Source organism: Prosthecobacter sp., assembly GCF_014879935.1.
In the GTDB taxonomy this organism is placed as follows: domain Bacteria; phylum Verrucomicrobiota; class Verrucomicrobiia; order Verrucomicrobiales; family Verrucomicrobiaceae; genus Prosthecobacter.
The window spans coordinates 1-26600 of sequence record NZ_JACSRD010000148.1 but is presented as its reverse complement, the minus strand read 5'-3'; the positions used below and the strand labels follow the sequence as shown (position 1 = coordinate 26600).

The 26600-nt window shown below is 57.4% G+C and carries 25 protein-coding genes and 1 pseudogene; 7 read left to right on the top strand and 19 right to left on the bottom strand.

The window, feature by feature from the left end; translation table 11 throughout:
• Positions 1-207: pseudogene (locus tag IAE77_RS14145) on the top strand (hypothetical protein); the annotation flags it as partial.
• A gap of 55 nt (positions 208-262) precedes the next feature.
• Here the strand turns inward: IAE77_RS14145 and IAE77_RS14140 are convergent.
• The 3 genes from IAE77_RS14140 to IAE77_RS14130 are packed head-to-tail and all read right to left on the bottom strand — an operon-like array spanning position 263 to position 2622.
• A complete protein-coding gene (locus IAE77_RS14140; RefSeq protein ID WP_294227578.1) occupies positions 263-1144 on the bottom strand; it encodes an N-acetylmuramoyl-L-alanine amidase-like domain-containing protein in 882 nt (293 codons plus the stop codon).
• Positions 1145-1156: 12 nt separating this feature from the next.
• Positions 1157-1807 (bottom strand): TPM domain-containing protein, encoded by a 651-nt coding sequence (locus IAE77_RS14135; RefSeq protein WP_294227577.1) that lies wholly within the window; start codon positions 1805-1807, stop codon positions 1157-1159.
• Positions 1808-1818: 11 nt separating this feature from the next.
• On the bottom strand, positions 1819-2622 hold the full coding sequence (locus IAE77_RS14130) for an SDR family NAD(P)-dependent oxidoreductase (protein WP_294227576.1): 804 nt from the start codon (positions 2620-2622) through the stop codon (positions 1819-1821).
• A 30-nt stretch (positions 2623-2652) separates the two neighbouring features.
• Here IAE77_RS14130 and IAE77_RS14125 point away from each other — a divergent pair, with 30 nt between their 5' ends.
• Complete coding sequence (locus tag IAE77_RS14125) at positions 2653-3012, top strand: cupin domain-containing protein (RefSeq protein WP_294227575.1); 360 nt, start codon at positions 2653-2655, stop codon at positions 3010-3012.
• Here IAE77_RS14125 and IAE77_RS14120 read toward each other — a convergent pair.
• From IAE77_RS14120 to IAE77_RS14095, 6 genes are all read right to left on the bottom strand, one after another.
• The gene (locus IAE77_RS14120) at positions 2930-4483 is read right to left on the bottom strand and encodes a recombinase family protein (protein WP_294227574.1); all 1554 of its coding nucleotides are present in this window, start codon (positions 4481-4483) and stop codon (positions 2930-2932) included. The two genes, IAE77_RS14125 and IAE77_RS14120, sit on opposite strands and share 83 nt — an antisense overlap.
• 45 nt (positions 4484-4528) lie before the next feature.
• The gene (locus IAE77_RS14115) at positions 4529-7024 is read right to left on the bottom strand and encodes a type IV secretion system DNA-binding domain-containing protein (RefSeq protein WP_294227573.1); all 2496 of its coding nucleotides are present in this window, start codon (positions 7022-7024) and stop codon (positions 4529-4531) included.
• A gap of 635 nt (positions 7025-7659) precedes the next feature.
• Positions 7660-8040, bottom strand: coding sequence for a hypothetical protein (locus IAE77_RS14110; RefSeq protein WP_294227572.1), 381 nt, complete (start codon positions 8038-8040; stop codon positions 7660-7662).
• A 111-nt stretch (positions 8041-8151) separates the two neighbouring features.
• Positions 8152-8670, bottom strand: a complete 519-nt coding sequence (locus tag IAE77_RS14105) for a hypothetical protein (protein WP_294227571.1) — start codon at positions 8668-8670, stop codon at positions 8152-8154.
• Positions 8671-8856: 186 nt separating this feature from the next.
• A complete protein-coding gene (locus IAE77_RS14100) occupies positions 8857-9480 on the bottom strand; it encodes a fibronectin type III domain-containing protein (protein WP_294227570.1) in 624 nt (207 codons plus the stop codon).
• Between the two features lie 102 nt (positions 9481-9582).
• Entirely contained in the window at positions 9583-9798 is a 216-nt protein-coding gene (locus IAE77_RS14095; RefSeq protein WP_294227569.1) for a hypothetical protein, read from the bottom strand.
• A 225-nt stretch (positions 9799-10023) separates the two neighbouring features.
• Between IAE77_RS14095 and IAE77_RS14090 the strand changes: the two genes are divergently transcribed.
• The 5 genes from IAE77_RS14090 to IAE77_RS14070 are packed head-to-tail and all read left to right on the top strand — an operon-like array spanning position 10024 to position 15764.
• Entirely contained in the window at positions 10024-11016 is a 993-nt protein-coding gene (locus IAE77_RS14090) for an ABC transporter substrate-binding protein (protein ID WP_294227568.1), read from the top strand.
• Positions 11017-11064: 48 nt separating this feature from the next.
• A complete protein-coding gene (locus tag IAE77_RS14085) occupies positions 11065-13116 on the top strand; it encodes a hypothetical protein (protein ID WP_294227565.1) in 2052 nt (683 codons plus the stop codon).
• A gap of 34 nt (positions 13117-13150) precedes the next feature.
• Complete coding sequence (locus tag IAE77_RS14080) at positions 13151-13912, top strand: ATP-binding cassette domain-containing protein (protein WP_294227563.1); 762 nt, start codon at positions 13151-13153, stop codon at positions 13910-13912.
• Positions 13913-13949: 37 nt separating this feature from the next.
• Complete coding sequence (locus IAE77_RS14075) at positions 13950-14678, top strand: ABC transporter permease subunit (RefSeq protein WP_294227561.1); 729 nt, start codon at positions 13950-13952, stop codon at positions 14676-14678.
• A gap of 51 nt (positions 14679-14729) precedes the next feature.
• On the top strand, positions 14730-15764 hold the full coding sequence (locus IAE77_RS14070; protein WP_294227559.1) for a hypothetical protein: 1035 nt from the start codon (positions 14730-14732) through the stop codon (positions 15762-15764).
• A gap of 24 nt (positions 15765-15788) precedes the next feature.
• Here IAE77_RS14070 and IAE77_RS14065 read toward each other — a convergent pair whose 3' ends face one another.
• The 10 genes from IAE77_RS14065 to IAE77_RS14020 form a co-directional block, all read right to left on the bottom strand.
• Positions 15789-16298, bottom strand: a complete 510-nt coding sequence (locus tag IAE77_RS14065) for an ArdC family protein (RefSeq protein ID WP_294227557.1) — start codon at positions 16296-16298, stop codon at positions 15789-15791.
• 145 nt (positions 16299-16443) lie between these two features.
• Positions 16444-17769, bottom strand: coding sequence for a type IV secretion system DNA-binding domain-containing protein (locus IAE77_RS14060; protein WP_294227555.1), 1326 nt, complete (start codon positions 17767-17769; stop codon positions 16444-16446).
• A 144-nt stretch (positions 17770-17913) separates the two neighbouring features.
• Positions 17914-18093 (bottom strand): hypothetical protein, encoded by a 180-nt coding sequence (locus IAE77_RS14055; RefSeq protein WP_294227554.1) that lies wholly within the window; start codon positions 18091-18093, stop codon positions 17914-17916.
• The gene (locus IAE77_RS14050; RefSeq protein ID WP_294227552.1) at positions 18090-21506 is read right to left on the bottom strand and encodes a VPA1262 family N-terminal domain-containing protein; all 3417 of its coding nucleotides are present in this window, start codon (positions 21504-21506) and stop codon (positions 18090-18092) included. Before IAE77_RS14050 ends, IAE77_RS14055 begins: the two co-directional genes overlap by 4 nt.
• An 811-nt stretch (positions 21507-22317) precedes the next feature.
• Positions 22318-22614: a type II toxin-antitoxin system RelE/ParE family toxin gene (locus IAE77_RS14045; RefSeq protein ID WP_294227551.1), complete on the bottom strand. Its 297-nt coding sequence runs from the start codon at positions 22612-22614 to the stop codon at positions 22318-22320.
• Between the two features lie 5 nt (positions 22615-22619).
• Positions 22620-22916 (bottom strand): hypothetical protein, encoded by a 297-nt coding sequence (locus IAE77_RS14040; RefSeq protein ID WP_294227550.1) that lies wholly within the window; start codon positions 22914-22916, stop codon positions 22620-22622.
• A 61-nt stretch (positions 22917-22977) separates the two neighbouring features.
• Positions 22978-23826: a ParB/RepB/Spo0J family partition protein gene (locus IAE77_RS14035; protein WP_294227549.1), complete on the bottom strand. Its 849-nt coding sequence runs from the start codon at positions 23824-23826 to the stop codon at positions 22978-22980.
• A complete protein-coding gene (locus IAE77_RS14030; RefSeq protein ID WP_294227547.1) occupies positions 23823-24659 on the bottom strand; it encodes a ParA family protein in 837 nt (278 codons plus the stop codon). The genes IAE77_RS14035 and IAE77_RS14030 overlap by 4 nt, the downstream gene beginning before the upstream one ends.
• Entirely contained in the window at positions 24656-26389 is a 1734-nt protein-coding gene (locus IAE77_RS14025) for a hypothetical protein (protein ID WP_294227545.1), read from the bottom strand. Before IAE77_RS14025 ends, IAE77_RS14030 begins: the two co-directional genes overlap by 4 nt.
• Before the next feature lie 6 nt (positions 26390-26395).
• Positions 26396-26581, bottom strand: coding sequence for a hypothetical protein (locus IAE77_RS14020; protein WP_294227544.1), 186 nt, complete (start codon positions 26579-26581; stop codon positions 26396-26398).
• Positions 26582-26600: the final 19 nt, after the last annotated feature.

Here is a 26600-nt window from a genome sequence, read left to right as displayed (position 1 = left end):
TGGAAGTTCTACAACCAGCAGTTCCTGCCGCAGATCCTCAGCGCCCAGCAGCCGGATGGTTCGTTCAAGCGCGGCCGTCCGAACTGGCCCGCTGGCGATGCGGCAGACGAGATTTACCGCCAGTGCCTCTGCACCCTCCAGCTTGAGATCTACTACCGCTATTTGAAGGTCAGCGACCGCGAGGAAGACTCCTTCTTCGACAAGTAGCGGATTCGTCCCGGATGGGACTGCACGAGTCCATGACACGGCTGAATCTGCCTTCTCAGCGGGGTCTTGCAACGATGATGCCTGCGTGGCTCTTGAAGGCGTTCAGGTATTCGTGGATCGTCTTGTCCACGACCACCCGCTTGTAAGTGGCCGAGGCATGCATGAAGTGGCATGCACCGTCACCCATGCGCAGCGCCAGGCCCACATGAGAGCAGAAGACATGCTGCCGGTTTGTCACGATGCCGATGATGTCGCCGCTCTGAATCCGGGATTCGCATGCCGCGACCTGCTGTTTCGGGATGAAATCGAAGGGATTGCTTTCCAACCGCTTTTCGATTCGTGCCAGAGCAGGCACCAGGCCCGGATTCGCCCGGAGGTATCGATACAGCTTCGGATTGAGCGACATCTCATCGTTGCTGCGACCGCTCAGCCGCACCACCGGTCCCACATCACGCGTGACGTTGCGAATGTTCCCGCGGGCCGCGTTGTCCGTGAACCACTCGTCCAGGTAATGAATACGGTCCAGATAATGCCCGCGGCAGGTGCCGCCCCGGTAACGCGTCCACTCGATCTCTCGCAGGAGATCGGAGGGCGTGTACGTCCGCTGTCGTTTCGCGATCATTCGCGCCAAACCCAGTGAAACCTCGAAAAACGTCCAGCAATCCAGGCCGTTGAAGTTCACGGAGGGTGACTCGACGCGGTCGTCGATTTCCAGCGTCCAGCCGACATACTTGGTGCCTCGCAAAGCCTGGCCGAACTGTGCCACACGTGCCCCGATTGGCAGGGCAGCCCAGTTTTGCGCCATCGCCTGCGCCACGATCTGCTGAAACTTCGCCGTTCCGATGAACGCGCGGCTTTGCGGCAGGAACTCGGCCGCTGAGAGCACGTTTGAGCCTCCGCCGATCAGGGCTAGTTGAAGAAAATGTCTGCGATTCATCACGGTTGCTCCTCAATACATGCTTTCAGCCAGTCCCACGGGCTCCTCGCCAGCCATGCTCGCATCCAGCCAGCGGGCCGGTTCTTCCAATCCAAACTGCTGTTTCACCAGCACACACAGGTCACGCAGTTGGCGCTCCAGTTCACGAGCGAATGATTCGATTGCCTGTGCATGGCGGCCGCGTTGCAGCGGCTGCAGCGCCGCCTGCAGGCAGGACTGTAGATGGATATCCTGGATGAACGGCTCCAGTCCATACCCCACCATCGCGATCGCGCGATATGAGCTTGTGTCGATCAGCAGCATCACCAGCCGGTTTTCTCCACCCTTCTCCACCGCGCTGGAAAGCTGGCCGCGATTGAAGATCCAAAACGCATACGGCACCAGCGGCGCTTGCTGTGGCACGTCCATCAGCACCACCGCCAGAGACAACTGGGGGAAAGCTCTCTCCACCTGCTCGACCACCCCTGCCGCCCGCCGCTTGCCAAAGCCGCCCAGCACCCCTGCGACATCCGAGATCGGTTTGTGCAGCGCCGGGGCGATCCCGAAGCTGCGGTCGGCCACTTCCAGCGAAAAACCGCACTGCCGGCAGGCAGTTTCATGTTCACTTGCAGGGGCTCGGCAGGCAGGACAACGCACAGCTTGATTTAAATCCTCCGCAGCCATGCGTGCAACGATCATTCCTTCGCGTGGCGCCTCCGGAGCAGCAGTCGCATCAGAGCCCGCGGCATCAGACGAAACAGATGCGCTGCTATCGACACCCCCACACCCGGAAACACGCACGGCCTGGCGCTTTTCAAACCCGCCAATGCCTCACCCACCACCTGCGCGTTCGAGATTCGCAGAAGCCCCTGGCCCTCACGATTCGTGTCACCGCCATCGGGCCGCCGGGCCGTCTGGCTGAAGTTCGTCGGCGTTGGCCCCGGGCATACACATGTCACCGTGATCCCTACGGGGGCCAGTTCCACGGCCAGCGCCTCCGAAAAGCTCGTCACATACGCCTTTGACGCCGCATACACCGCCAAAGCAGGCATCGGCAGCGTGCTCGCCAGCGAACTCACATTCACGATGCCCCCAGGCCTGGACATCTTCGGCAGCAGGGCGTGCGTCAGCATCGTCACGGCGGTGATGTTCAGATCGATCTGCATGCGCGTCTTCTCCGCAGTGGAGCTCCCAAAACTGCCGTAGTCCCCCAGGCCAGCGTTATTGATCAGCAAGTTTGGCATCAATCCATTCGCATCGAGAAACTCCGACAGCCTCGTGCGGCCCGCATCCGTTGCCAGATCAGCGACACAGCAGAAAACCACCGCCTTGGAGGACGACAATTCCCGCTTCACCGACTCCAACGCATCGGCACGTCGTGCCACCAGCACGAGTGTGCCGGCCTTCGGCGCCAATTGGCGTGCAAACTCAGCCCCGAGGCCTGATGAGGCCCCGGTGATCACCGCGTGGCAGTTTTCGAGAGGAAATCCGTTCGCCATAAGCAGGCACAGCAGTAACACAGTCCGCGCATGACCATCAACCAGCTTTCCACACAGCCGCCTTTCACCACCAAGGACGGCAGCACCATCCGCAGCATCCTCGATCGCACGAATGCCCCCGTGCAGAACCAATCCCTCGCCGAAGCCACCGTCCCTGTCGGCCGCCCCACCGAACGCCACTACCACAAGCTCAGCGAGGAATTCTACTTCATCCTCGAAGGGCAGGGGACCATGGAGATCGACGGCGAAACTCGCGAAGTCACCCCTGGCGATGCGATTCTCATCCCACCCGGTGCCTGGCATCAAATCACCGCATCACAGACCTTGCGCTTCCTATGCTGCTGCGCGCCGCCGTATTCGCATGAGGATACGTATTTTGCCAATTTGTGAATTCTTGATAGCTGGGAAGCTGAACAAGGTTGAATTCGATCTCGCCGTCGCCCACGACGATGCTGCGCACCATCAGTTCGGCGACGCGGCGTTTTTCTTCGAGGCTCATCTCAGGCCAGCGGGCATGCAGGTCGATGGCCTCGGAGACCATCTGTTCACTTGAGAGGTTGTCGATTTTGAGAACGTCAATCTCGGCTTGGAGGCGCGCCAGTTCTTCGTCGAGCTGCGATCGCTGGTCGCTGAGCGGCTGGTTGAACTTTTTGAAGTCCTCCGCGCCGATGTTGCCATCGAGATAGAGCCGGAGCATGCGCTCGGTGTCCTGCGTGAGCTTTTCGGACTCCTTCCGCCGCTGTTCGTGCAGAGACTGCTTTTCAGAGAGGGCGGTTCCGGCCTTTTTGAGGTAGGCCTGGATGTTGTCCGGTTTCACGAGGTAGCCCTTGACCTCCTCCATGAAAATCTCGTCCAAGTCCTGGCATGAGATGCTGTTGCGGCACTTCTGGCAGGTGTATTTCGGCGTGCGCATGGGCACATACATCCTGGCCCCGCAGTGGCAGGAGACGAAGCCGCTGAAGATATGAGCGGGCATCTTGCTGGGACGGCGCTCGCGTTTCATGTAGCGGGCGTCCAGACAGGCGTTGCACCGTTCCCACAGCTCGGCAGAGACGATGGCCTCGACCTCATTGAAAATGTGCTCGCTCTCGGGTTTGTTGACGAGTTTCTTGCCGCCGATGTTGGTGCTGTAATTGCGGCGATGGATGCCCTTGGGCGTGGGATCGCGAAGCTGGAAGCGCACTGCCGTGTCCGACCACTTCTTTTTGTTCCGGGTGCGGTAGCCACGCTGATTCAGCATCCGGGCGACGGTTTTGATGCGCTTGTGCTCGTCAAAAAGCTCATAGATCAGCCTGCGCACGGGAGCTTCGTCCGGGTTCACCGCGAGCTTCTTGTCCTTCCACATGTAGCCATAAGGGGCCTTACCGCTGAGCGGTTTGCCCATCTTTGCGCGAACAAGAACAGAACTCTTGATCCGGTCGGCGATCTCTTCTCGCTCCCATTGGGCCATGCAGCCGACCAGATTGAAAAACAGCCGCCCGGCGGGTGAACTCGTGTCGATGCTCTCACTGAGCGACACGAGATCGGCCTGGTGGGTCTGGAAGAACTCGCTGAACTCCATCAACTCCTTCGCATTGCGGGTCAGGCGGGCGAGTTTGGAAAAGACGAGCGCCTGGATGTGCCCGCGCTTCACGTCAGCCATCATGCGTTTGGCCTCCGGGTGGTCGGCCACGCTCTTGCCGCTTACCCCTGCGAGGTCATAGATTTCGAGAACCTTCCATCCCCGCGAGGTGGCATACATTTCCGCCCGGACGCGGTGATGATCCGGGCTGTCACCCTCGGCCTGCTCCTCGCTGGAGACGCGAATCCAGATCCCAACCCGTTTGGCTCCACTTTCGCAAATAGGCAAAGTTTTACTCATGTATTGCCTTTAACATCGTACCCCTTCTTTTTCAAGTCAGCGCCTCTACTTCTTCTCACCGCGCTTCTTGGTCTTCCGTCGGCGAAGGTTCTCCGCCATCGTCGCGGCGAGTTCCTTTTCCAGTGCATTCACGTCCTCGCTTGGAGTTGGAACGGCGTTGGTTCGCACTTTCCATCCTTTCACGACTTTGGAACTGCTGGCTGCGGATGGTGGAGGAGGCTCGGGGGCGGGCGCAGCTCGGCAGGAATCCAGAAAGGCGACAAAGTCGGCCTGCATCAGGCACAGCACCCGCTTTTGATCCTCAGCCGAGAGCAGGCTGCTGACGGCCGCGCTAAGCCGCTGGTGTTTGGTCTCATCGACGGTCAAAACGAGCACCTGCGCCACGCCTGCGCGGAGGCACTTGGTCACGTTCTTCATCTCGTATTCGAGTGTGTTCGTCACGGAAACCTCGCAGGCAATGCTGAGGCCATCCCGTTCCAGGTAGATGTCCACCGTGTCGAGCGAGCCGGGGAGCTGACGTTCAATCGTGGCTCGAAAGCCCCGCGCCTCAGCCAGCCGCTTGAACTCGGCCTGTGCGGCCTTGTGGATGTCCCCACCGCGTCCCAGTTCCTCCAGATCAGCTTTGAGGGTGGTGGTTTCGTATTGGGGCGGTTCAAGGGGTGCCTCAGCATGAGGTGGGACTTCTACGGCAATCGGTGGAACAAGCTCAGGATCGGGCACTGAGGGCTCGACTGTGACAGGAGTGGGTGGCTCTTGGGCTTTTGCCGGTTGCTGGCTCTTCGCGGGCAAAGGTGCTGTCAGCGCACAAAGCCGTTGCCGTTCTGCTGCCTCGATCTCGCTTCGTGGCGTCCCGTATCGACTTCTGGATCTAGCGATCACATCCTCGCGCACCTGATCGTCTCCCGTCATGTCGATGGAATCAAAGGGAACGCTCACATTGAAATCCTGATCGCTTCGCTCGATGCGCACGATGGCCTCTCCGATTCCGAGACTTTGAAGAGCGTCGGCCTCAAAGTGTGCGAATCCCTTCGCCAGCTCGCGGGCGTCGGAATCTCCCACCCTGAACACCACCCGCGTCCCGGCATTCGCCAGCACCGCACTTGCCACGGCATCATTTCTGCCGAGTTGCGCCAGCTCTTGATGCGCCAAAACCAAGGACAGCCGATACTTCCGCGCTCCCGACAAAATCTCGGCCATGGACGGTGTGATGAAGTTCTGAAACTCATCCACATACAGTGTGAAAAGCCTGCGCTGGTTCTCAGGCAGGCGCTGCCGAGCCATGGCTGCTTGCTGAAGCTTGGAAACGATGAGCGATCCGAGCAGGTAGCTATTTTCAGCGCCCATCAATCCCTGGGGCAGTTTGACGAGGAGAATTTTGCCCGAGTCCATGATCGCCGGGATGTTCAGCTTGGTATCGCGCTGGCTCACCATGTAGCGAATGGGTTTGGGCGAGAGAAAAGTCTGCAATCTTGTCAGCACTGGCCCGATGGACTTGCTGCCGCCAAGTTGGGGAAAGCCCTTCTTCCAGTAATAGACCACATCCGCATCGGTCACTCCTTCGAGCACCTTGCTGCGATAATCGGGCTCCAGAAGAAAACGCTGCACATCCGCCAGAGTGCCACCTTCGGGGTGCTCCAAAAAGGCGAGGATGGCGTTGCGGAGCACCACGGTCATTTGATCCCCCCAGCTAGTGCTGAGGCGCTGGAATACGCTGACGAGGTCGGACGCCAGCAACGTTTTCTCGTAGTCCGTGGTCGCCCGGAGAATATTAAAGCCAACGCTGAACGCCTCATCACTGGCATCCACGAGCACCACATCATCGCGTCGATGCGCTGGCACCAGTGCCAGCAGCCTCTCAGTCACATCTCCATGCGGGTCTAGCAGAGCAAAGCCATCACCGTTCTCCAAATCCTGGCGGATCAAATTCATCAAGAACGTCGTTTTACCTGTCCCAGTGCCGCCGATGACGTGCATGTGCCGCACCCGCTGATCAGTGGTCAGGAAAACGCTGCTGCGCTGGCCGGCGTGGTCATTCCAGCCCAGGAGCAGGCCTCCGGCGCGTTCACCTGAGTAAGCACGACTGCGCCCGGTGTCCTGCCGCAACTTCTTCGAAACCAGCGACTCATCGGGAAGGCGGATGAGATTGAGCAGTTCCTCCTGCGAAAGCAGCATCCCCCAACGGTGAGTCTGTCGCTTGAGCAGGTCCTCTTCCTGCGCCTGCGCTGGATACTCATCTGCTGCCAGCGGGACGAGATGATTGCCGCCAGGTCGGGCGAGCGCATTCAGCGCTGCCATCATCGGAGCCAAAAGTGCCCATGCGCGTGCCCCGTTTTCGGCGCAAGTTACCAGCCGCAACACCACGGCAAACAGCGGACTCCGCGCCTTTTGAGATGCCTCACGCGATAGCTCAGCGTGGTTCCTGAAAACAGGCGTGCCATCGGCGTGAGTCGAGACTCGCACCATGCTCTCACCCCATGCCGCCATGACAGGCTCGAAGATCACCTGAAACAATCCCATTTCCTTGTCGCCAAAGCCGGACATGGCTGAGATCAATCCGGGGAGAAGATCACTCTTCCCAGTTTCGAGAGAGAGCAAAAAATCGCGTCCTAAACCAATCTCAGCCGCAGCATAAAACCGCCCGGTTTGCTCCCAGGCTGAATGCAGAAGGTTTTCGGTTGGGCGGGTGACACAGCCAGGGAAGTGCGTCTCGGTCTGCGCGTGAAGCTGAGATGCATCCTCCTCACTGCATGCCCACTGGAAACCGATCTCTCGCTGGTGAGCTAGAATCTCGAAGGCCACCGGCTCACGACAAGCCCGGCACAGCCTCAAAAACGAATCCATCTGCTCACGTCGATAGCGTGGAGCCCTCGGAAAAGTCAGCGCGATTTCATGGCAGTAGCCCCGGCTCCAGGTGGTCACATCTTCTTCCGAAGCCGTATCCTCGGTTGTATCTAAGTGGTTTTTCCCTGCGTTGAACCACCGGCCAGCCTTGCTCAGGGCACGCTCCATCAGGGATGGACGGCGAACATCGTCCGTCACGCCTTCCGCACGCAGCCGATAGCCGGTAAACCTCTCGAACGGCGGTTCCAATCCGACTGCTTCGGGATGTATGAACCAGCCACGCCCACGCAGCTCCCACTGCAAATACTGCGCTGAGAGCTGTTCGTAGGGTGTCGTCATACACTCGTTCGCGTGGGCACTTGCACCATTCGGGCGAGCAAGGGATGCATGTCGGGCCTCGCCTCGATGAACTCGACCTTCTCAATCCCTTCGGAAGCCGTGACTTCGTTGATCTTGGCTTTAATGATTCGCTCCACCATTTCCACATACATGAGGCGGGTGTCCTGCCGGAAAAATGTCTCCTTCCGCAAAAGGATTTCATAGAGCCTTCCAAACACGGGAACCGTCAGCAACCATGCGTCAAAGTCTTCGAGCCCGAGCGTCAGCGTGTTTCGCAGCAGCAGGGCGAAACCCAAGATGGTCATCCCAATGGTGATACCGCCCCAGACCATGCCAAAGAGAGCCAGATAGCCAACGATCAAACCGCTCAGCAGCAAGAGCAGCACGATGAACTGCCAGAAGGGGAACGGTGCGGGTATCTCGCAGAAACGATACGAGAAGAACCAGGATGTTCCGAAAGGAGCAGAGCAGAGGTCGAAAGTGAGCCGCTACCTCCGCAGCGCATTGATAAGCTCGTCGAGTTTGTTCAGCACATCCTGCATCTGGCTTTGGTTGTAGCTTCCATCGGCACCTTGGCCGAGTGTGTTCACGCCGTTGCTGTTGTTGCTGCATTGGCTCAAGTTGTTCAGCAGGCCATTGTTCAGGTCCGTTTGAGACACCTCACCGGGCGGGCCTTGCGCACCCGAGGCACCGTCGCTGCCCTGCGGAATGTCGAAGGTGAAATGCACGTTCGATCCATCAAAGCTCACGCTCACATTTGCGCTCGATCCCGGCGGCAGCGTGTTCACGTTGTCCACGATGGCGTTGGCAAAGGGCGGGCCTGTCTGCCCGTCGTTGCCTTGCTGACCTTGTGGGCCGTCGTTGCCTTGTGGGATGTCAAAACTGAAATGCAGCGTGCCGCCGTTCACGCTCACATTCACCGTGGCCGGGCTGCCTGCGGGCAGGGTGTTCACGGCGTCCACTTGCGCGGCAGTGACGGCCACGATGGCATCAATCAAGGCTTTCAAGCCTTGAAATTGGCTCCGCAGCACGGCGGAGGTGGCGTTGGCATTCGGTGCGGGAAGATTGGGATCAAACATAGACGTGGAGGGTTGGAGTTCGGATAACTTGGTGTGATGAAGAGAGGGAGAAATGAAGACCGGGCTGCTTGCTCAGCGTCTCCAAGACTCCCCCTCTCCTTGTCTGGATTGCCATCACGGCACCGTCTTCACACATGGATCGCTCCACGGGCCGGGACCGGCGCTGCCGATGGCCCGCACACGGAACCAGCAGCGACCGCCGGTGGGCAGACCGTCCAGCACGAGGCTTGCCTTGGTGGACAAGCCAGCGGCCTTCCAGCCTGCGGCGGTGATCGGGTCCGGGCAGGTTTGGATTTCGTAGGTCTTCGCGCCCTTCACCGGGCTCCAGCGCAGGATGATGCGGCCTTCGGCATCGCCGATGGCGGAGTCCAGACCTTCCACCTGCGGCATCGGGCCGATGGGGGCCGACTGGCCCTTCACGGCGAGGCCGGAGGAGAGGATTTTCGCCTCATCACCTCCGCTGGCCGCTTCGACGTAGGCGGAGAAGGACACGAGCGTCGCATCCAGGTCTGCCTCCGCCGTTTCCAGTGCGGTTTGCTTTTGATCCAGCGTTAGTTTCGCTGCCTCGCGTTCGCTGAAAGCAGCGGCGAGGGCATCGGCTTTGGCCGTCATCGTTGCCAATGACGGAGTGGGGGTGGGGAAGTTCGCGTTGCCAGTGGTGGCGGTCACGAGGTCCCCGGTTTTCTGCACTTTTTGCAGGGGCGTCTTGCCCTTGAGGTCGAGTTTAGGTTTAGCCATACGAGTCGGTTTGCTAGGCCCGGCCACGTCCGGCATATCGTAGAAAAACCCGGGCATGTCCCAGAAGACAGACGGATCATCATAGCGCATGGCAGGAATCGGTCAGGCAGGTTTCAGTGCCGCTGTTGCGGGCACCTTGACGACTTCTGACGCGAACCGAACGACTTCATTCAAAAATCCATCGAGTCTTTTTGCCTGTTCAACAGCCCCCTGCCTAAGCCCATCGGCCAACGCCGAATCCCGAACGGAATACGCTAAAAGACGAACGGATTTCGGTGTGATTCGTTCGGATTGTGCGGCGAGTCGAACGGATTTCATCAGAATCCGTTCGTCCGACGACGAATGCCGAACGGAGGAGACGGCAGGGCGTTGGGGTTGGAGGGGAGAGCGTTGACGGTATAGCGACAGATACTGGTTTTCAGTCACTTCGCTAGCGGTCTCCACTGTTGACGCTTGGGCGGGAGGGCTGCTACTCTGCGCTTAATCACATCCGCACTGTTTCCACCTGGATTCAGCCGGTCAAACTTCATCCCCCTCATTACCATGAACAGACGTGCCATTATCACACTTGCGGTGCCAGCAGCGGTGGCGTTGGCGTTTTGGGCATACAAACACGAGTCGTCACCTGCCTCTAGGCAGCCACAGGCGACACCTTCACTCACGAAAATCACCATCAATGAAGCCGCCCGCACTTTGCTATATTTACCTCTTTATCATGCGGTTGAGCGAGGATTCTTCAACGAGGCTGGAATTGAGGTGAACATCGTCACAGGTGGCACTGCGACAGCATCTTTTGCTGCCATGACAAGCGGTGAAGCTGAGTTCGCCCAGGCAGACCCGATGTATGTGCCAATATCCAGGGAGAAGGGTGCAAAGACGAAAGTTGTGGCACAAGTTGTCGGTAGGATTGCTGTCTGGGGAACCACATTGGTGCCGGATATCAAAGAGTTGAACGCTGCAAGCCTGAAAGGCCGCACCATTTCTACACATCCGAGGCCTATGACTGCTTTCACCTATGCTGAAAAGCTGGTTAAAGATGTCGGCTTGCAACCAGAGGTGGATGTGAAATTCCTGACCAGCAAGCCGGGGACCGAACTCGCTGCATTGCTGAACCATCAGGCCGACATCTTGGTTTCGCTAGAGCCAACCACCTCCCTGGCAGAGATGCAGGGGGCGCATGTGGTTCATTCATTCCCCTCACAGTTTGGTGATCAAGTATTCACCGCCCTAATGACCCGTGAGGAACTGATTGCCACATCTCCTGATTTGGTGAAGCGAGTCGTGGCATGCTACCAGCGTGCGCTTGATGACATCCATTCCGATGCCAACGCATCACTCAAGACTGCCATCAAATACTTTCCTCAACTAGACCTAGAGGCATTGAAAATGGCAATTGCTCGGATCACCGCCGATCAGGTAATTCCCAAATCCGTAACTATAAGCAAAGAATCTTGGGATAAAGCAGCGGCGGTTCGTGTCGCCGCAGGGGACATTAAACAAATGCCCCCGATTGAGGATTCCGTTGTTCAACCCTGAGTTGGTGCCTCCTACTGTGGTCTCACCTCAAACGAGCGCTAACTAGCCATGAAGAAACGCTTTCTTCTCCCTGGTGTCAGCCGAATCTATGCACCGATCTATCTTGCGGAAGCATGCAACTTTGCCCCGATCTGGAAGCACGTCAGGATTGAGCACAAGGAAGTCCCAGACGGAAAGAGGAGTGATGATGATCCCGTTCTTGAGCCATTGCTTGCTCGTGGAAAATACAATGACGTCATAGCAATCGCAGCCGATCCTTTGCGGATTTGGAGCTACTGGGATACGAATACCAAAGAGTTCAAAAAAGCTGATTGTCATCAGCCATGCCTTTGTGGGTCTTTGGTCACAAAGTCGCCATTTCGATACCGCATCACCGAAAGCTCGCTGCAGTTCAGTGAAAACGTCACACAAGCCGTCGAACACATCGTCACCTCAGGTGAAACTACAACGGCGTTCTCCGTGGCGTTGTGTGACCTCGAAGACGGGGTATTCCCAAAAGCAACATACATAGATCGTGGAAGGATCGGTATGGTGGAAGAATTGGCCAAATGTGTTGCCAGCCGTAATTCGGAAACCAAAGTCGGGTATATCAGTTCCTCAGCAAATTCAGATAGCGGCACTCATCCTGGCAAGTTGGCTGACAAGGCATTCCTGGTCACAACAATCATTACCACCATGGATAACTGGGCCGGTGAACGGGTGGTTATCGATGAGTTGTTAGCCAGTATCAGCTTGGCGCTTAGCTATATGCAAAGCAGCCCAGAATGGGCCGCGAGCGAACTTGCCCGAATGGCAAAGCGAATTCCCGACTCCAAGTTTCAAGCACACTTTGCAGACAAGCAGGATGTTGAAGATTGGATCAGGGGTTACTGCCTCAATTCCATTTCAATTTTCAATCCGCATGAAAGTCTCGAAATCAATAAGGCGCATTTCGAGGAGGCTGTTCAAATCCGAACCAAAGCATGGAAAAAAGCAGCTGCGCTAGATTCACAAGGGGAAGGGCAAAAGCCTCTGGCTGAAAAGGCCAAGTTGCTTGATCAACAAAAAGAGCAACTCTGGGAGAAAGCTGTTCCGAATGAGGTCATTGCTAATGGGAATGGTCAGCCTCATTCATCGACAAACTCACGAGCGTGGCTGTCTGCCGATATCCGAATTAGTGAAAGCGCCACCCAAAAAACCTCAAACCCTCTCGTGCTAGCGGCTTGCACTGTTGTTTCAGTTCTGGTTCTCCCATGTCTATCTCTACTCATAAATCTGCCCGCTGACTGGCCGAAAATTGGAGTGTTTCAAGATATTGCGACATTGCGGAACACAGCATGGGCGACGCAGCTTGCCCCTTCTGTTCTAAGCCTGTCGTTGGCACCATTTGTGTGGTGGCTTATTGCCTCAATAAGTCGCAGACTCGTGCCGCGCTGGCGCTTAGTAGGGGCGGTTGTCATCCCCATCGCTTGCATCATCACCGGTATTGTCTTGGTCATAAAATGGCGAATTGCGCCGGTGCCATCAGAAGTCATTGCCCGTTTGATGGGAGCAGTGGCTGTGTTTTTCTGCGGTCTTTGGTCCGGCAGAGTCCTGTATGATCAATGGAGGCATCTCGATTCGCTACCGGGCCACGAACGCCAGTGGTGGAAGTCAAAAGCGACTCTGTGTGTCGTGGTTGGAGGCTTCAATCTTTTCTCATTGGTGTTGATTGCGGCAAACCTTAGCGACGCTTGGGCGAGCGTGATGGCATCGATGAGTGTGCTAGTCGCTGTAATGGCGACAAGATCGCACACTGAGCTATACTCGAAGAACGATGCTTTAAGAGCCAATATCAACCGAGTCATTAAAAAGCTCTGCACACTCGACTATCTCGAATTGGTGTTGGAGCGAAAAGAGCGCTCGCCTGAAATGACCGCCCTTGGTTTCTCACCCCGCGGCCTGGGCATCATAGACCAACTGCGTTTGAGGTGGCACTGGAACCGGCATCAGAAAGATGCGGGTCGTGACAAGCACTCGAAGAAAATGCATGCTTTGATTGGCCATCTCATTTCGGAAACACATGACGAACTTTTTGAGTTAAACAAAAAGCTCAACGCCAACCACTGGGAACAGGAATAGCCCCTTCACAACCGTGATGCTAAAATTTGACAACGTGAGCTTTACTTACCCGGCAAGAAGCGGGCAGCCCAACGAACAAGGAATCGAAATTCTGCGTGGTGTGAGTTTCACGGCAAAGCTCGGAGTCGTCACGGCATTCACAGGGCCAAGCGGCTGTGGTAAAACGACCTTATTGAGTTTAGCGGCGCGCATACTGAAGCCTGACAGTGGCACGGTTGATTACATTCCTCTGGACAAGGAACAAGGCGATAAATTCAGGTGCGGATATGTTTTCCAGAGTCCTACTTTGATTCCGTGGAGAACGGTGATGTCGAATGCCATGTTTGGTGCTGAGTTGGCGGGAATGGTCAACGAAGTCCAGAAAACATCGGTGCTTGAACTCTTGGATGCGGTCGGTCTTGGTGACTATCATCATCGGTATCCCAGGGAACTCAGTGGGGGGATGCAGCAACGACTGGCCTTCGTGCGAATGGTTGCTTCGAATTGTCCTGTGCTGCTCTTGGACGAGCCATTCGCCAATTCCGATTTAGTTGTGCGGAAGGAACTCCAAAAGAGGCTTCTTCAACATGTCAAAGCCAAGCAGTGTGCGGCACTGCTAGTTGGTCACGATTTGGAAGAACTCGTAAAGGTTGCCGATCAAGTCATTGTGCTGAGCAGGCGTCCCGCGGAAGTGTTGGAGACGATTTCGCTCAGCGAGCTCAAGGGAACGGGCAGAGATCTAGAACTTCCACGCCAGGAATTGTTACCCTACGTGGAGCGAATAGAAGCCGCGATGTTGAAGGCAGGAACCGACTAATGTGGCGCACTTTATGAGGAACCGCTTCGCTAGAATCTTGTTACCCGTCCTGCCCGCACTTGCGGGCCTGGCAGTGTGGCAGACTTGGATTTCGTTTCTTCCTGATCACGTCTTTTTCGTTGGCTCACCATCAGGCACCATGCAGGAGTTGGTTTCCGCAGTTGCAGGAGGAGAACTGTTTTACCACATGGGCATCACTGCGAGCGAATCGCTTTTAGGGTTTGTCGCCGGGTCATTGATTGGCACCTTGCTTGGGCTGTTGCTCTGGTATTTCCCAACGGCATACAGAATCTCCAGCCTATACATTGTGGCGCTGGGGTCGGTGCCTGTGTTTGCGCTCGGGCCTGTTTTAATATTCTGGTTCGGCACAGGAATGACTTCCAAAGTCGTTCTGGGATTTCTTTCGACCTTTGTTGTCGCTCTCGCCCAAGCCCACACGGGGGCACAGGAAGCCGATGTGAATCTCTTGCGACTGGCTACCGCGTTCGGCGGGACGAAATGGCAATTGCTCACGAAGGTTATCGCCCCGTCTTCAGCCATTTGGGTATTGGCAGGCATGCGCATCAATCTAGGGATGGCCCTTTTAGGTGCCTTCATTGGTGAATTTATTTCTTCACAAGCGGGACTCGGTCATTTCATCATCACAGCTGAGGGGCTCTACAATGTGAATCAAATATGGGTGGGGGTTCTCGGCATAACCACTCTAGCAATCAGTTTTCACATGCTGACCATCCCAATCGAAAAATGGGCAAAACGGTGGCAGTGAAAATGTAACACACCCGAGAAAACAAACATCCAACACACACACACAACTGCCATGGCCTGTAGCGTCGCGAATAACACTCCACTTAAAAGACTGGAAGCCGAACTCAATCTCCCAAAGAGGTGCCACGGGAGACGAGCGCATTGTATCAAAGGGTTTGAAGCTGCTCCTGCTGACTCCATCCTGGGAATGCCAGGAACAGCAATCGGCTATTGTCAGGCTCTATTTCCCAGAGAAACGTCGGCAAAGGAGCACACCAAGAAAGTCTCGCGGCTTCTCGACGAAATCCAGGCACCTTGGGCAAACAGCCACGAGTTGTTTTGGGGTTACAAACAGGACCAATCTCCAGCGCCATACGTTAATGATGCAACTGCGCCTTTGGTTGGAGTCGGGCGGGTGCCGATCATTATTACCGGCATTGATCCGGCGACCGGAGCCCAAGACATTGATGAGCTGATCCAAACTCATCCAAACCTCGCCCCTGAAGAGACCATCCTATTTCGAATCGTGCTAAATGATGAAGTGTCCGTAGAAGCTGCGGCTCATCTGATGCGGTCAATCCTTGAGCGCGCGCGCGCAACCAGATCAATGCCTCGATGGTGGCCACTCCTTCAAGCCCAGTTCGGGGCGCACCTTTGGGAAAAGCTCGCTCATTTATTGGGAGACGATTGGCAGTTTGCGAACGTCGGTGTTAATCCTTTTGTGCCACAGGATGCATTCGAATTCTGTTTTCCACAGATCACCGTTGGGCAGATTGTAGTCGGAGGAGTTGATGATATTGCAAGCGACGGAACCATTTCGGTTCCGAGTTCTATGCCAATTCTTGGAGCGTCTGATGCGCGTCGCTCTTACCATCTCCCGTCATTTGTGCGGATGCTAATGAACGAGGAACTGCTTGGTGGAGATCGCAGTGGCGGGATATTGTCCCCCACGGTTATCGTTCTGGGTCCGTGTCAGGACGGCTGGAGTGATTTGGTATGTCAGAAGCGTCTTTCTAGGCTCCTCCCGCATCTGCGCGACGCAAGTGATGTGCTATGGTCCAAGCTAAGCGTCGAGAGGCGGCAGGCTGTTTGGCAAATGGATGCCTAAAAAGTGCATCTTTCGATGGCAGACTCATCCAAGGATGAGTTTGCAAATAATATGAGGACATCGCATCTCGGCGACAATCTGCTCGGCGGCTTCGATTCGTTCGCTCACGGGGAGTTGCGGAATCGGGTTCACTGGCGGGAAGTCAATGCCTTCGATCTGCACCGCATTGAAGACGGTGTATTCACGAAGGAACGGGCGTTTCCGCCTGGGTTCATCGGTCGCTTCGACTTCATCGGGTGACGATGACTTCGATTCGCCGACTTTGATCACATGGGCACCGTGTTCGCCTTTGCGCACGTGGCCGCCGCGCTCCTGGGCCTGACGAAAAGTCAGCCAGTAGGGAGACGGCATGTGCCGCAGGCCCAGTAGCAGCACGTTGATGCCGTTGTAGGTCTTGCCGGTGTGGAAGTTGCGCGGGATGCCGACTTCGCGCTGCCAGGGGCAGCGCCAGGGAACGACGCCGCGTTCCAAGTATTCAAGGATGAGATCGGTGACAGCTTGATAAGGATCAATGCGGGACTCTGCGTGGCTCATGTGGGCTTCGGTTTGGGGTTGTCAGGAGAAGCCGACCTCAGGAGTGAGGCAGACTTCAGGCTGACAACCGCAGGCCCGTGGCAGCGCGGATCGCTTTGCTGGAAAGGATACCAGACAGACGTGCTGCCACGCAAGGGAGCGCCCCTCAATGCACCTGTCTCAACCACCGCTTCAGCTTCTCCTCGACCTGCGCTCTTGGCGTGGCGAAGCGTTCGCGGGAGCGGCGGAGGAGCTTGGCTTTGCGGCCTTGGTGCGTCTCGATGGGCGGGGAGAGGCGGGTGCGCTGGAAGTGGATGGAGCCGCTGGCCGATTGGTTGCGGATGAGGGTCTCGTAGCGGGGTAGATCGACGAACTGACGCTGATGAAACTCCTCGCCGAACTCGCCGTGCAGGTGCTCGGCATCGGCAAAGCCGACGCGGAAGGCGACGAGGGTGCCGACGTTGCCAAACACAGCCTCCCGCACGGTGGGGGAGAGCTGGGCGATGTATTGGTGGCTCAAGGTGAGATTGAGCCGGTATTTCCGCGCCTCGGCCAGGATGGAGGTGAAGCTCTCGGTGGCGAAGTTTTGGAACTCATCGACGAAGAGGAAAAAGTCGCGCCGCTCGTGCTCGGGCTGTCGATTGCGGGCCATGGCGGCGAGTTGGAACTGCGTGATGAGCAGGGAGCCGAGCAGGTTGGCCTTGTCGTGGCCGATCTCGCCCTTGGAGAGGTTCGCGAGGAAGATGCGGCCTTCGTTCATAACAAAGGGGATGCTCACCTTGCTGCGCACCTGGCCGATGATGTTGCGGATGACCGGGGAGAGAAGCAACTGACCGGCCTTGTTCTGGATGGGCGCGATGGCCTCGCGCATGAAGCGCGGCTCCCAGCTCTCGTATTCGTTCTCCCAGAAGTCGCGCAGGAAGGGATCCTCGATCTGGTTCACCACCCAGCGGCGAAAGGCCGCGTCGGTGAGCAGGCGGTTGAGGCCGAGGAGCGTGGTGTTCGGGCAATGCGTCAGCGCGGCGATGGTGTTGTGCAGGATGTATTCCAGCCGCGGCCCCCAGCTTTCCTGCCACAGGCTTTTGAAGGCGCTCACGATGCCGGAGGCGACGAGGTGACGGTCTTCTGGCGCGGTCTGGGCGAGCAAATTGAGCCCGATGGGGTGATCGAGGTCGCCAGGATGAAAATAGACCGTATGCTCGGCCCGCTGCGGCGGGATGTGCAGGAGCAAATCCTCCGCGAGATCGCCATGCGGGTCGATGAGGCCGACGCCGTGGCCCTGCTGGATGAGCTGGAGGATGAGATTGCGCAGGAGCGTGGTCTTCCCGGAGCCCGTCTTGCCGATGATGTAGGTGTGGTAGCGTGCATCAGCCAGGTCGAAGCCAAACGGCTGCTCGCCGCCCCAGACATGCCTCATGCCGATGTGAAGATCGTGTTCGTTCATCGCTGTGTTCACGCCGCCCAGGCCAGCCGCCGCTCCAGAAAGGAACATGAATGAAAACCGGGCCAGAGATCACCCCCTCGTCAAATTGGGTGCCCGCCCGGCAAGTCACCCGGCAAACGTCTGTTGGATCGAGCCAGGCGGGTAACGGCAACTGGCCTCGACGGCTGAGCTTGCCCCAATCATATCACATCATTACACGACGAGCTTGTTTTGGGCGAACACATGCTCTCGCTCAGGGAAGGATTGGATGCGTCCTAGAATGCCCTCGGCGATGCGTTTGCCGATCCCATCGGCCACGGAGTCTAAGTCTCCGAAGAGATCACCTTGGGTGCTCTGTGCGGTGCGATATGCAGACTGTTCGGTGGAGATCATGCTTTTCGCGTGTCCTGAAAACTGGACTGCCATTGACTGAGTCTGGAATGGAGCAGGTGGAGTAATCCACGAAGCCTGGCTGCTCTGATGGCCCCATCAAACCGTTTCCGCAGCTGTAATGGATAGCTTGAAACACCGTCTCTTGGCCGCCGGATCAGTTCCTCGGATGTTTGGTCGTCCAGGTGTTTGAGCGCTTTGTGAATCCGGGCAGACCACTCATCGACCTCATCTGAGTGGCAACTGGTTCCAGTGCTCAGGTGGCGAGCCAACGTTTCAACCAGTGCCGAATGTTTCAGGATTAACTTGGGGGATTGAACCACCAGCCAAAGACTCCACACGCTTGGCACTTGGTCGCTGATCACTAGTTGCTCTATGGTCGCGAGACCTGCTTCATCACAGTATTCCGCGCTCCAACCGATGAAGGCTACTATGCATGAGAGTTGCGCATTTTTGTGAACATAGAATCGCCAAATTTCGGGGCCAAGGGCCATGAGTATTTTCGACATTCTCGGAGCTATGTGAACGGCAAATTCCCCGCTGCGCTCCATGCTCGGAGCTTCTTGAGCTATTGCTCGGCCAAACCAAAGTGCGAGCATGATGGAATCCAATGCATCACTCCACCTCGTGTAATCTCGCGTGCGGAGGAGAGGCTCCAGAGCATCTGAGAGCTTCAGATTGTTCATAACATCCTGCTCAAACCAATTCGGTGCGCGATCGCCGTGAACACTCCAAACCGAGCGAGCCGCAGCCAAAACCGTTTCAGCGTTGCACCAGAGGCTGACTCCCGGCTGCGCAGCCCTGGGGTTTTTGAGGCGGAGTTGGCCGAGCACCTGGGTTGTGCACCATTGATGTAACGCATCCCGCCAGCATCGGTGTAGGCAGACTTCAGCCAAACGATTCACGACCACGACACCGCGGTTAGGAGCGGCTCTACTAATCATCAATGTCAGCCTCGCCAGAGTCTCTTCAGAAAGATCTGTCGGGAACCATGTTGCCGCAGTTTGCTCGAACAACGCGGCGTCTGCATCACCCGGGATGGTTGATTTTGCTTCGACGAACGCCAAGCCTAGCCATGCTTCAATAGGAGGCAGACGGCTGCTCATCAGTTCATCCTTCAATATGATGATCGCACTCCGTCCTTGGGCTGCCGCCTGCCTTTCGCACCACTGCCAAAGTAGAATTACGCCAACAGCTTTGATGAAGCCCGCCCTGGCGGCCAACAAAGCCTGAATTTGCACCTTGGTGCCACCACTGCCCTCCATGCAAAGCCAGCCAAATAGGGCGGTGCTCTTTGTCTCATCCAGTATCTCTACAAGAATCTCAGGGGCACGGCCCCACAGTGCCTCGGCGAAGAAGTAAAGGGCCGGATTTGTGCCACGACGCAATTCAAAGGGCATCTGGTTCACCGAATGCCAAAGGTCATTCAGGCATTCAGGCATCTCTGTGTTGTTCTGGATTGCCTCGATTTCGATCTGGACGCTTTGTCGCGTATCAGAGGCCAGCAATTGCTTGAAAGCATCCGCGAGCCACTGCATTTCAGAATCTTCAAAGTGATACTCTGAAGCGGATGGTCCTCCGTGGTAATGCCACCGCGCAATCGCAATCAAATGCTCCACGCGACGCGATGGATCACCCACAAGGGCTCTTTTCACTGCTCCAACCACAGTTGGTAATGCCAGGTCTGGAACGCGCCAGTCTGATAGCAAGCCTTGATCAGATACAAGAAGGGCAAGAATCGAATCGGAACCTTCAAACGTCTCGTCGGGGGGCGTTATGGGGCGAGGGCTGGGAGGTGACGATACCTGGGACCAAACAATGGTCCGAGTTGCGTGAGTCTTACCGGGTGGCTTGCCTTGTTCAAGCTCTCCAAGATAGGCAGCTACTTCCTCTGCAACGTCTGGTGGAAGCAACGTGATGATTAGCGGGTAGTTCTTCGCCATCGAGCTGAACGAATTGCTCAACATCCAAAGTTCCGACTCTGTGGGCGATCCTTCCTCCATTTCAATCAGCACGTATCTGTCATGAAATTGCTGGGTCGCCTCGCCAGGTGTTTCGATGTTGATGATGGTCACATTCCTCGACAGCTTGTCACGTAGTGCTTCGCAAGATGATGAGAGACGGGCTTTTCCTCCGGACGAGGAAGTGTGACTTGCTAGGACCAGAACTTCCTGTGTTTGCGCCACCTTCACTAGCAGTGACTCAACGCCGATGTCATCGAAGAAGGGGTCTGCAATTGTTACCCGCTTCACATTTGGGCGAAGGATCAGACCACTGACGAACTCTAATGATTCCAACTGGTTTTCTGGTGTAACTCCAAAATACCTGGCTGCGGTTTTTCCGGAAAAGCCAGTGCGGACCGTTTGGCGGGCAGCTAACTCTGTCTCTCGCCATGGATCAGCATCTCCCGAGCCGATCTGCGAACGCTGTGAAATGCCTGACGACACAGTCTCCGCTCGCTCTCTCAGTTCGGCGGGAAGGGATTCAGACCATTTGGTTCGGACACGATTCTTAGCGCCACCCACATGCATGTTGAATGACATTCCACGCACGATGCTGAATGTCCTGTAGCCCACGAGTCTTTGCTCGCTCCAAACGGACACTTCGAATTGTGAAAATGGCTCCTGTGGAATGAAATCGATCTTCTCTCCACGAGAGTATTCGCGGACTTCGCTCATGACGCAGGTTCTGCCTGACGCATTGCCTCCGTTGAACAAGCGGCAGCCAACAAGCAGATTCGGCAGGTCTGCGATTGGGGGCTCTAACCAGACGAGTAGCGACAGCCGTTCTACATCTCCCGATTTCGTTCGCAATGAGCGGCAGCAGAGGCCATCAGGCACACGGAAGTCTCCGGATAGATGGCGGAAGACATCGAGGTTTCCTAGTCTGCCGGAGTCATCATTGCCGAACTTGATTCCAGTTTCAGCCTCTAGTTGCTCCAGAAGCTCGGTAGTCACACGTTGCGCTGTTTCGGCATCAAAGGGTGGATTGGGAAAGAGACGCTCTATCAGGATGCGCTTGTCGAGTTCCCAGTGGCTTTCCATTTCAGCCATGTCGTCTGAGAATGACTTTGGTCTCTCATCTGAAAGTGCTTCGTGAGGAATGGCAATGACGCGCGGACGATGAGCCAGACGTGAGGACACTAGACTTAGCGGCTGTCCTCCCAAGGGGATCGTAATGGAGCCATTCTCCGCCGCCTGCTGAAGCCTCTGGATCTCCACGTCGTCAGCAAAGCAGTTAAATTGCTTTAGTTTCCAGGTGCTTCCAGACACCGGCAGGTTGCTCATCTTCCACGCGCTAGGTGTGCCTTTCGCGCTGACCGCATAGCCATACACGAAGTAATGCGAACCCGCCCGCTCGACAGTGTAAAGCCGCACCCAGTAGGTCTTGCTCGGAGTGGTCACTTCTTGACTCATGGTGAAGCTTTATTTGGTGGGTGGCAAATCAGGTTATTGCGAAACTTGAAAGCGTTTTGCAGGGGGGGATCAATTTTTAGCCTAGCTAGGCAGGATTGAGCATCCAAGGCTTTCTGAATATCTTTGCGGGCAGATTTTTGAATTGTGGATGACAAGCCCTCGTCCTGCTTTCAAGTGCCGTGGTCTTCAGTTACGGGCGAAGCCCGCGTTCGTGCCCCCCACGTGTGAAGGGTGAGGGCAGTCCGGCTTTTCAGCCGGCTGGCCGGAGCGGCCGACTTCACGCGGTTGGTCATTGGCCGAGGGCGGGTAGCCCGGTGCTGGCCATGACCTTTATCCGCAGGTCGATCAAGTCCTTGTCGCCGTAGGAAACCGCGTGAAGTCGGGCGTTCAGCCCGAACACGTGGGGGCACCTGTGACAAGGCCTGGCGGCGATTCGCGGCTCAGTGAAGCCTTGAAACCGTCGTCGGTGCGGTAGCACTCGCCGCGATTTTTTCGCGCGCCCCTACATACCATGTAAATAGGGGTGGATGTAGGGCCTCGTGGATGCTGGGAGAGCGGAAATAACCGTGGAAAAGCATGTCGCAGAATATTTGTTTCCCGACTCAAGGACACTTTCACGGCTTCAAACAAGGCTTTTCGGACAGCCGGTGTCCTTGAGGCCCAAGTTCGGTCAGCCGTAGTTTTGGACGGTGTCTTTGATGATTGGCTCGACGATTGGCAATTGCCGCTGCGGTGTCTGAAAAGCAAAAGAGCTGCTTCGCAGCAGCCCTGGTAAGGTCGGTGGTCTTGACGCCTTTGGCGTGGTGTGGTGTTACTTGGGGAAGGTGATCTGATCGAGATCGCGGGCGGAATGCAGAATCCTGAGCACCTCGATGCCGGTGTCGGAAGGCCGGAAGTAGAAGCAGTATTTGCCGAAGGGATAGCTGCGGCAGCCTTTGGAGAGTTCCGGGCGTGGCCGCCCGATGGTCTGCCATTTGGCGAGGTATTCGAGCTTGTCGCGCATGCGCTGCCAAAGCCTGTCAGCCTGAAAAACACTGTCCTGGGCGATGTAATCCCAGATGTCGTCGAGGTCGCGGTCAGCCAGCTCTGAGTAGGTGACGTTTGACATGGGCTTTATCGAGCGGCCTGACGTGCCGCGTATGCCTGGTGTCGGCGTGCGAGCTTGGCGTCCCAGTCGATTTCGATGCCTTCGCCATGATCCAAGGAGTCGGCAGCAGCCTGGATGTCCTGGCGGAGGACTTCGAGCTTCACCTTATCAGCCTCACTGAGGTCGGAGAGGTCTGGCGCAGTCTCTTCGACCTGAAGCAGCCGCAGTGGATACTCCTGCTGGAGATCGGTGAAAAGCTCCCGAACCTCATCAGGGGCGAGCTGGTCGATCTCTTGGCGGATGTGTTCGACGGTGGAACTCATGGTGGGTGCATTGTATCAAGCCCCGGCGGATTTGTCGAGGGGCAGGAATGGAGGCCTGGACTCACCGTAGGCTGTCGTCGGCCCTCACCTGCTCGGCGAGTTGGCGGAGGGCTTCCAGCATGGCTTCCTGGGCTCCGGGTTCTCGTTTAGCACGGAGGCTGGCAACACAACTCCCCTCTCGATGTGTGAGCTGGATGAGCTGGCTGGTGCGTGTTTTGGGTCGGGATGACGACGTGGAGCCCTGGGTGGTGCGGAAGCTGGCGATGCGCTCTCGGATGCGGCCAACGCTCTCCCCTGCCACGGCGGCGGTGACGAGCTGCTCTTGGAACTGCGAGTCTCCCACCTGCGCGATGCGCTGGGCCATCTCGTAGCCGATGCCGGGTGTGCTGCGCAGTTCCTCCTGCAAACGAGCAGGCAGCTCCAGCACGCGGAGCATGCCGGACATCCATTGCTCGCTCTTCCCTATCTGCCGGGCGAGTTCACGCTGGGACGCAGCGGCACCGCTGCTGAGCAGACTGTGAAGCGTCTCCGCCAGCTCGACGGCGGGGATGTTTTCCCGCTGGATGTTGGAGATGAGACTCTTGAAGCGGCGGGTGATCTGATCATCCGGCTCGCGCACGAGCACCTCCAGCTCAGTGAGGCCGACGGCCTTGGCAGCACGGAATCGGCGGTGGCCGGTGAGGATGCGGTAGCGGTCGCCCTCCTGGGTGACGGTGATGGGCTCGATGATGCCGTGACGACGCACGGACTCGATCATGTCGTCCATGTTGTGGAAGATTTTTCGTTCGTTCTCCGGGTCTTCTTGGAGTCGGTCGATGCTGACAATGAAGCGGCCTCGTTTTGGCAGTCCGCCGGTGAGGCCGGACTTCACGAGATCGAGACGGCTTTTGCCATCGGGTAGTTTGGTCATGCTGTTGGGGCGGTGACTTCCGCGCTCATCGCGTGGTCGGGCGATGCGGCGGCGGTCTCCGCGTGGGCCTGCGGCCCGTTAGTGAATAAGTCCCGCACCTCTTCGACGAGGGCGGCCATGTCCTGCGCTCCTTTGGAAAGCGGACGATAGTGGAAGATGCTGCCTCCATTCTCGTCCACCTGCGCCATCCATCCGCAGGAGCGGATCTCGCTGCGTGCCGATGGGATGCCGTCATCCGCAAGCAGGGCCAGCACGCGCTTTCGCAGGCCTGGCAGGCGTGTGAGATTGCTCAGCACATGCAGCATGCGGAAGTCGGCGGTCGGGCGGAGCTTCACGAGCAGCTTGTAGATGCTGGCGTAGCTCTTCACGGCCTTGGTGCTCTCAAACGGCACGATGAAGGCGTCCGCTGGAAAGATGGCGTTCTCCATAATCGGCGAGATTTGGTTCGGCGAGTCGATGACGAGGAAGTCAAAGCGGTCGGCGATGTGCTCCTCGGCAATCAATTGCGTGAGCATGGAAGGATAGCCCTCCGTCTGGCTGATCTCCCGCCCGAGATCCTCCAGGCCGTCGGCGCTGGCGACGAAGGACATGTTTTCAAAGCCGGTGGGCTGGATGACTTCGGAGAGCGATTGCTGGCGCGTGAGCGCGGCGACGAGCGTGCCCTCCGGCGTGAGTCCATCCCCTGCGGCGAGCCATTGCGTGACCTGCGCCTGCGGATCGAGGTCCATGAGCAGGACGCGATGCCCGTGACGTGCGAGGCCGCTGGCGAGGTTCATGGCGATGGTGCTCTTGCCACAACCTCCCTTGGCATTGATGACGGTGATGATGTTCATGGGTTTGGTTTGAATGATTGGCTGTTAAAGGCGGCGTCCCACTGCCAGAAGTCCGGGAGGCCGAAGCACTGGCGGAAGGCACCGAGCCGGGCGTTGTCCGTGTCGAAGTGCTCCAGCACGCGACGCGACCATGGCTTCGGATCGGCGGCGAGTTCTGACCGCTCGCTCTCCCGCTGCGCGATGAAGCGCTGGTAGTCCTCGGGACGCGTGTCGCGCATCTCGGCCTCCTTCGCCGCGAGCCAGCGGAGCCAGTCCTCGTGGAAGCGCTGCTCGTGCTGCTCACGGCTCTGCGTGATGCTGGCGAGCTGCACCTGGAGGCGCTGCTTTTCCCGCTGGACGAGGAAGGCATCTCCAAGCTGGCGGATGGCAAGCGTGAGCGATGGAAACGGGTGCCGCTGCTCGCGTGCGAGAGTGCCCAGCTCACGGCCCCACTCGGCAGCGCGGCCCTCCTCCCTCGTGGCACGGATCAATCGCTGCACAAAGCTCTCCGCGGTCTGCGCCTCGCGTGGCGATGGATCATTCACCGGCTCGCCCCGATTGCCGCCATAGGATGCGTAGAAGCATCGCGCAAAGTCCCATCCGGCCTGCGTCACGCTGGTGACTTCGGCTGACCGAAGTTTTATCGGCGCGGGCCATCGCTGCTCGATGGATCGGCGTAGCAGCCCCGCCGGACTGCGTGCCGGTGCACGGTCTGGCATCCAGGCGATCTGCTGCTCGATCTCCTCGCGACTGTGCTCCCGCATCAGCTTCGCGACGGTCTTTTCGCTGAAGCCGAAAGCGAGAAGCCTGTCTCGCAACTCCGTGTCAGCCGCAGGGCGGTTTCCAGTTTCATTTCCTAGTTTCGTTTTAATGTTGGTGCGAAATTCTGACTGATGTGCTGGTTCGGAAATCGGACTGATGCTGGTCTGGATTTCTGACTGATGGACGGCTGGTTCGTTTTTCTGACCGTTCGGAAAATCGCACCAGCGGAGCGCATACACTGCACGCCGACGCTCGGTGGCCTCATGGCTGAACACACCGCTCTCCAGCCGCACGATGTAGTTTTTTTCCATCGCAATGCGCAGCGCCTTGGCGAGATCGGAACGACTGCCGAAGCGGGCATAGTTCTCGATCTGCTGATAGGACAGCGCCACCTGCTGGCGACGGCGGCCATGTTTGGCCTGAAAGCCGATGCTGTGGCGGATGATCGCTCCGACGACTTTGATCACGGAAAGCGGCTCGCGGGGAATGAGCACATCAAAGAACTCATTCGGGATGTCGGTGCGATTGCCTTCGCCTTCAAAGAAGCCATCGAAGTGCTCCAACCGCGTCGTGTAGGGCATGGCTGACCATCGAAGTTGATAGCGGGCGGATTGCCCGGCATCGTGCGCGTGCTTCGCTCGGCCTTCCGTGACGCATTCGAGCAAGTGACCCGCCAGGGCATCATCCAGCGAGGCACGGATCATGTCACGGCTCACGCCCGCCTTTCGTTCCAGTTCCGAATAGGTCACCTTGATCTGCTCTTCCTGCGGATTCCCATTCGCATCACACCAGCCGAGCGTCTTGCGCAGCAGATAGGCCACGATGCGCACCACGCCCCGGGAGAAGTGCGGGATCACGACATCGAAGAACTGGTTCGGCGTGTAGGTGGTGTTGGAGGTCGGTGCTTTGAATCCCTCGAACGCTGAAATCACCGGCTCGGGAGCCTGGGATGTTTGAAACGGTGCTTTTTGATCCAGAATGCTCAGCATGGCGGCCTACAACCGGATCACCGGCTGATCTTGCTCCGCCTCGACCTTGGCCTGCTGTTCTGAGAGCCATTTGGAATACCATCTGAGGATGGCATTGATGATGAAACTGCGGCTGCGCTGCTGTTCGCGAGCGAGGCGGTCGATGAACGCCAGCACATCACTCTCGAACTTCACGCCCGCTGATTTGCGCACGATTTTTTCATGGCCTCAT

Bases quoted from the DNA above. Each gene is read 5' to 3' on its own strand.
- IAE77_RS14140 (WP_294227578.1), bottom strand. From the start codon at position 1,144: ATGAATCGCAGACATTTTCTTCAACTAGCCCTGATCGGCGGAGGCTCA.
- IAE77_RS14135 (WP_294227577.1), bottom strand. From the start codon at position 1,807: ATGGCTGCGGAGGATTTAAATCAAGCTGTGCGTTGTCCTGCCTGCCGA.
- IAE77_RS14130 (WP_294227576.1), bottom strand. From the start codon at position 2,622: ATGGCGAACGGATTTCCTCTCGAAAACTGCCACGCGGTGATCACCGGG.
- IAE77_RS14125 (WP_294227575.1), top strand. From the start codon at position 2,653: ATGACCATCAACCAGCTTTCCACACAGCCGCCTTTCACCACCAAGGAC.
- IAE77_RS14120 (WP_294227574.1), bottom strand. From the start codon at position 4,483: ATGAGTAAAACTTTGCCTATTTGCGAAAGTGGAGCCAAACGGGTTGGG.
- IAE77_RS14115 (WP_294227573.1), bottom strand. From the start codon at position 7,024: ATGTCCGGCTTTGGCGACAAGGAAATGGGATTGTTTCAGGTGATCTTC.
- IAE77_RS14100 (WP_294227570.1), bottom strand. From the start codon at position 9,480: ATGGCTAAACCTAAACTCGACCTCAAGGGCAAGACGCCCCTGCAAAAA.
- IAE77_RS14095 (WP_294227569.1), bottom strand. From the start codon at position 9,798: ATGAAATCCGTTCGACTCGCCGCACAATCCGAACGAATCACACCGAAA.
- IAE77_RS14090 (WP_294227568.1), top strand. From the start codon at position 10,024: ATGAACAGACGTGCCATTATCACACTTGCGGTGCCAGCAGCGGTGGCG.
- IAE77_RS14085 (WP_294227565.1), top strand. From the start codon at position 11,065: ATGAAGAAACGCTTTCTTCTCCCTGGTGTCAGCCGAATCTATGCACCG.
- IAE77_RS14070 (WP_294227559.1), top strand. From the start codon at position 14,730: ATGGCCTGTAGCGTCGCGAATAACACTCCACTTAAAAGACTGGAAGCC.
- IAE77_RS14065 (WP_294227557.1), bottom strand. From the start codon at position 16,298: ATGAGCCACGCAGAGTCCCGCATTGATCCTTATCAAGCTGTCACCGAT.
- IAE77_RS14060 (WP_294227555.1), bottom strand. From the start codon at position 17,769: ATGTTCCTTTCTGGAGCGGCGGCTGGCCTGGGCGGCGTGAACACAGCG.
- IAE77_RS14055 (WP_294227554.1), bottom strand. From the start codon at position 18,093: ATGATCTCCACCGAACAGTCTGCATATCGCACCGCACAGAGCACCCAA.
- IAE77_RS14050 (WP_294227552.1), bottom strand. From the start codon at position 21,506: ATGAGTCAAGAAGTGACCACTCCGAGCAAGACCTACTGGGTGCGGCTT.
- IAE77_RS14045 (WP_294227551.1), bottom strand. From the start codon at position 22,614: ATGTCAAACGTCACCTACTCAGAGCTGGCTGACCGCGACCTCGACGAC.
- IAE77_RS14040 (WP_294227550.1), bottom strand. From the start codon at position 22,916: ATGAGTTCCACCGTCGAACACATCCGCCAAGAGATCGACCAGCTCGCC.
- IAE77_RS14035 (WP_294227549.1), bottom strand. From the start codon at position 23,826: ATGACCAAACTACCCGATGGCAAAAGCCGTCTCGATCTCGTGAAGTCC.
- IAE77_RS14030 (WP_294227547.1), bottom strand. From the start codon at position 24,659: ATGAACATCATCACCGTCATCAATGCCAAGGGAGGTTGTGGCAAGAGC.
- IAE77_RS14025 (WP_294227545.1), bottom strand. From the start codon at position 26,389: ATGCTGAGCATTCTGGATCAAAAAGCACCGTTTCAAACATCCCAGGCT.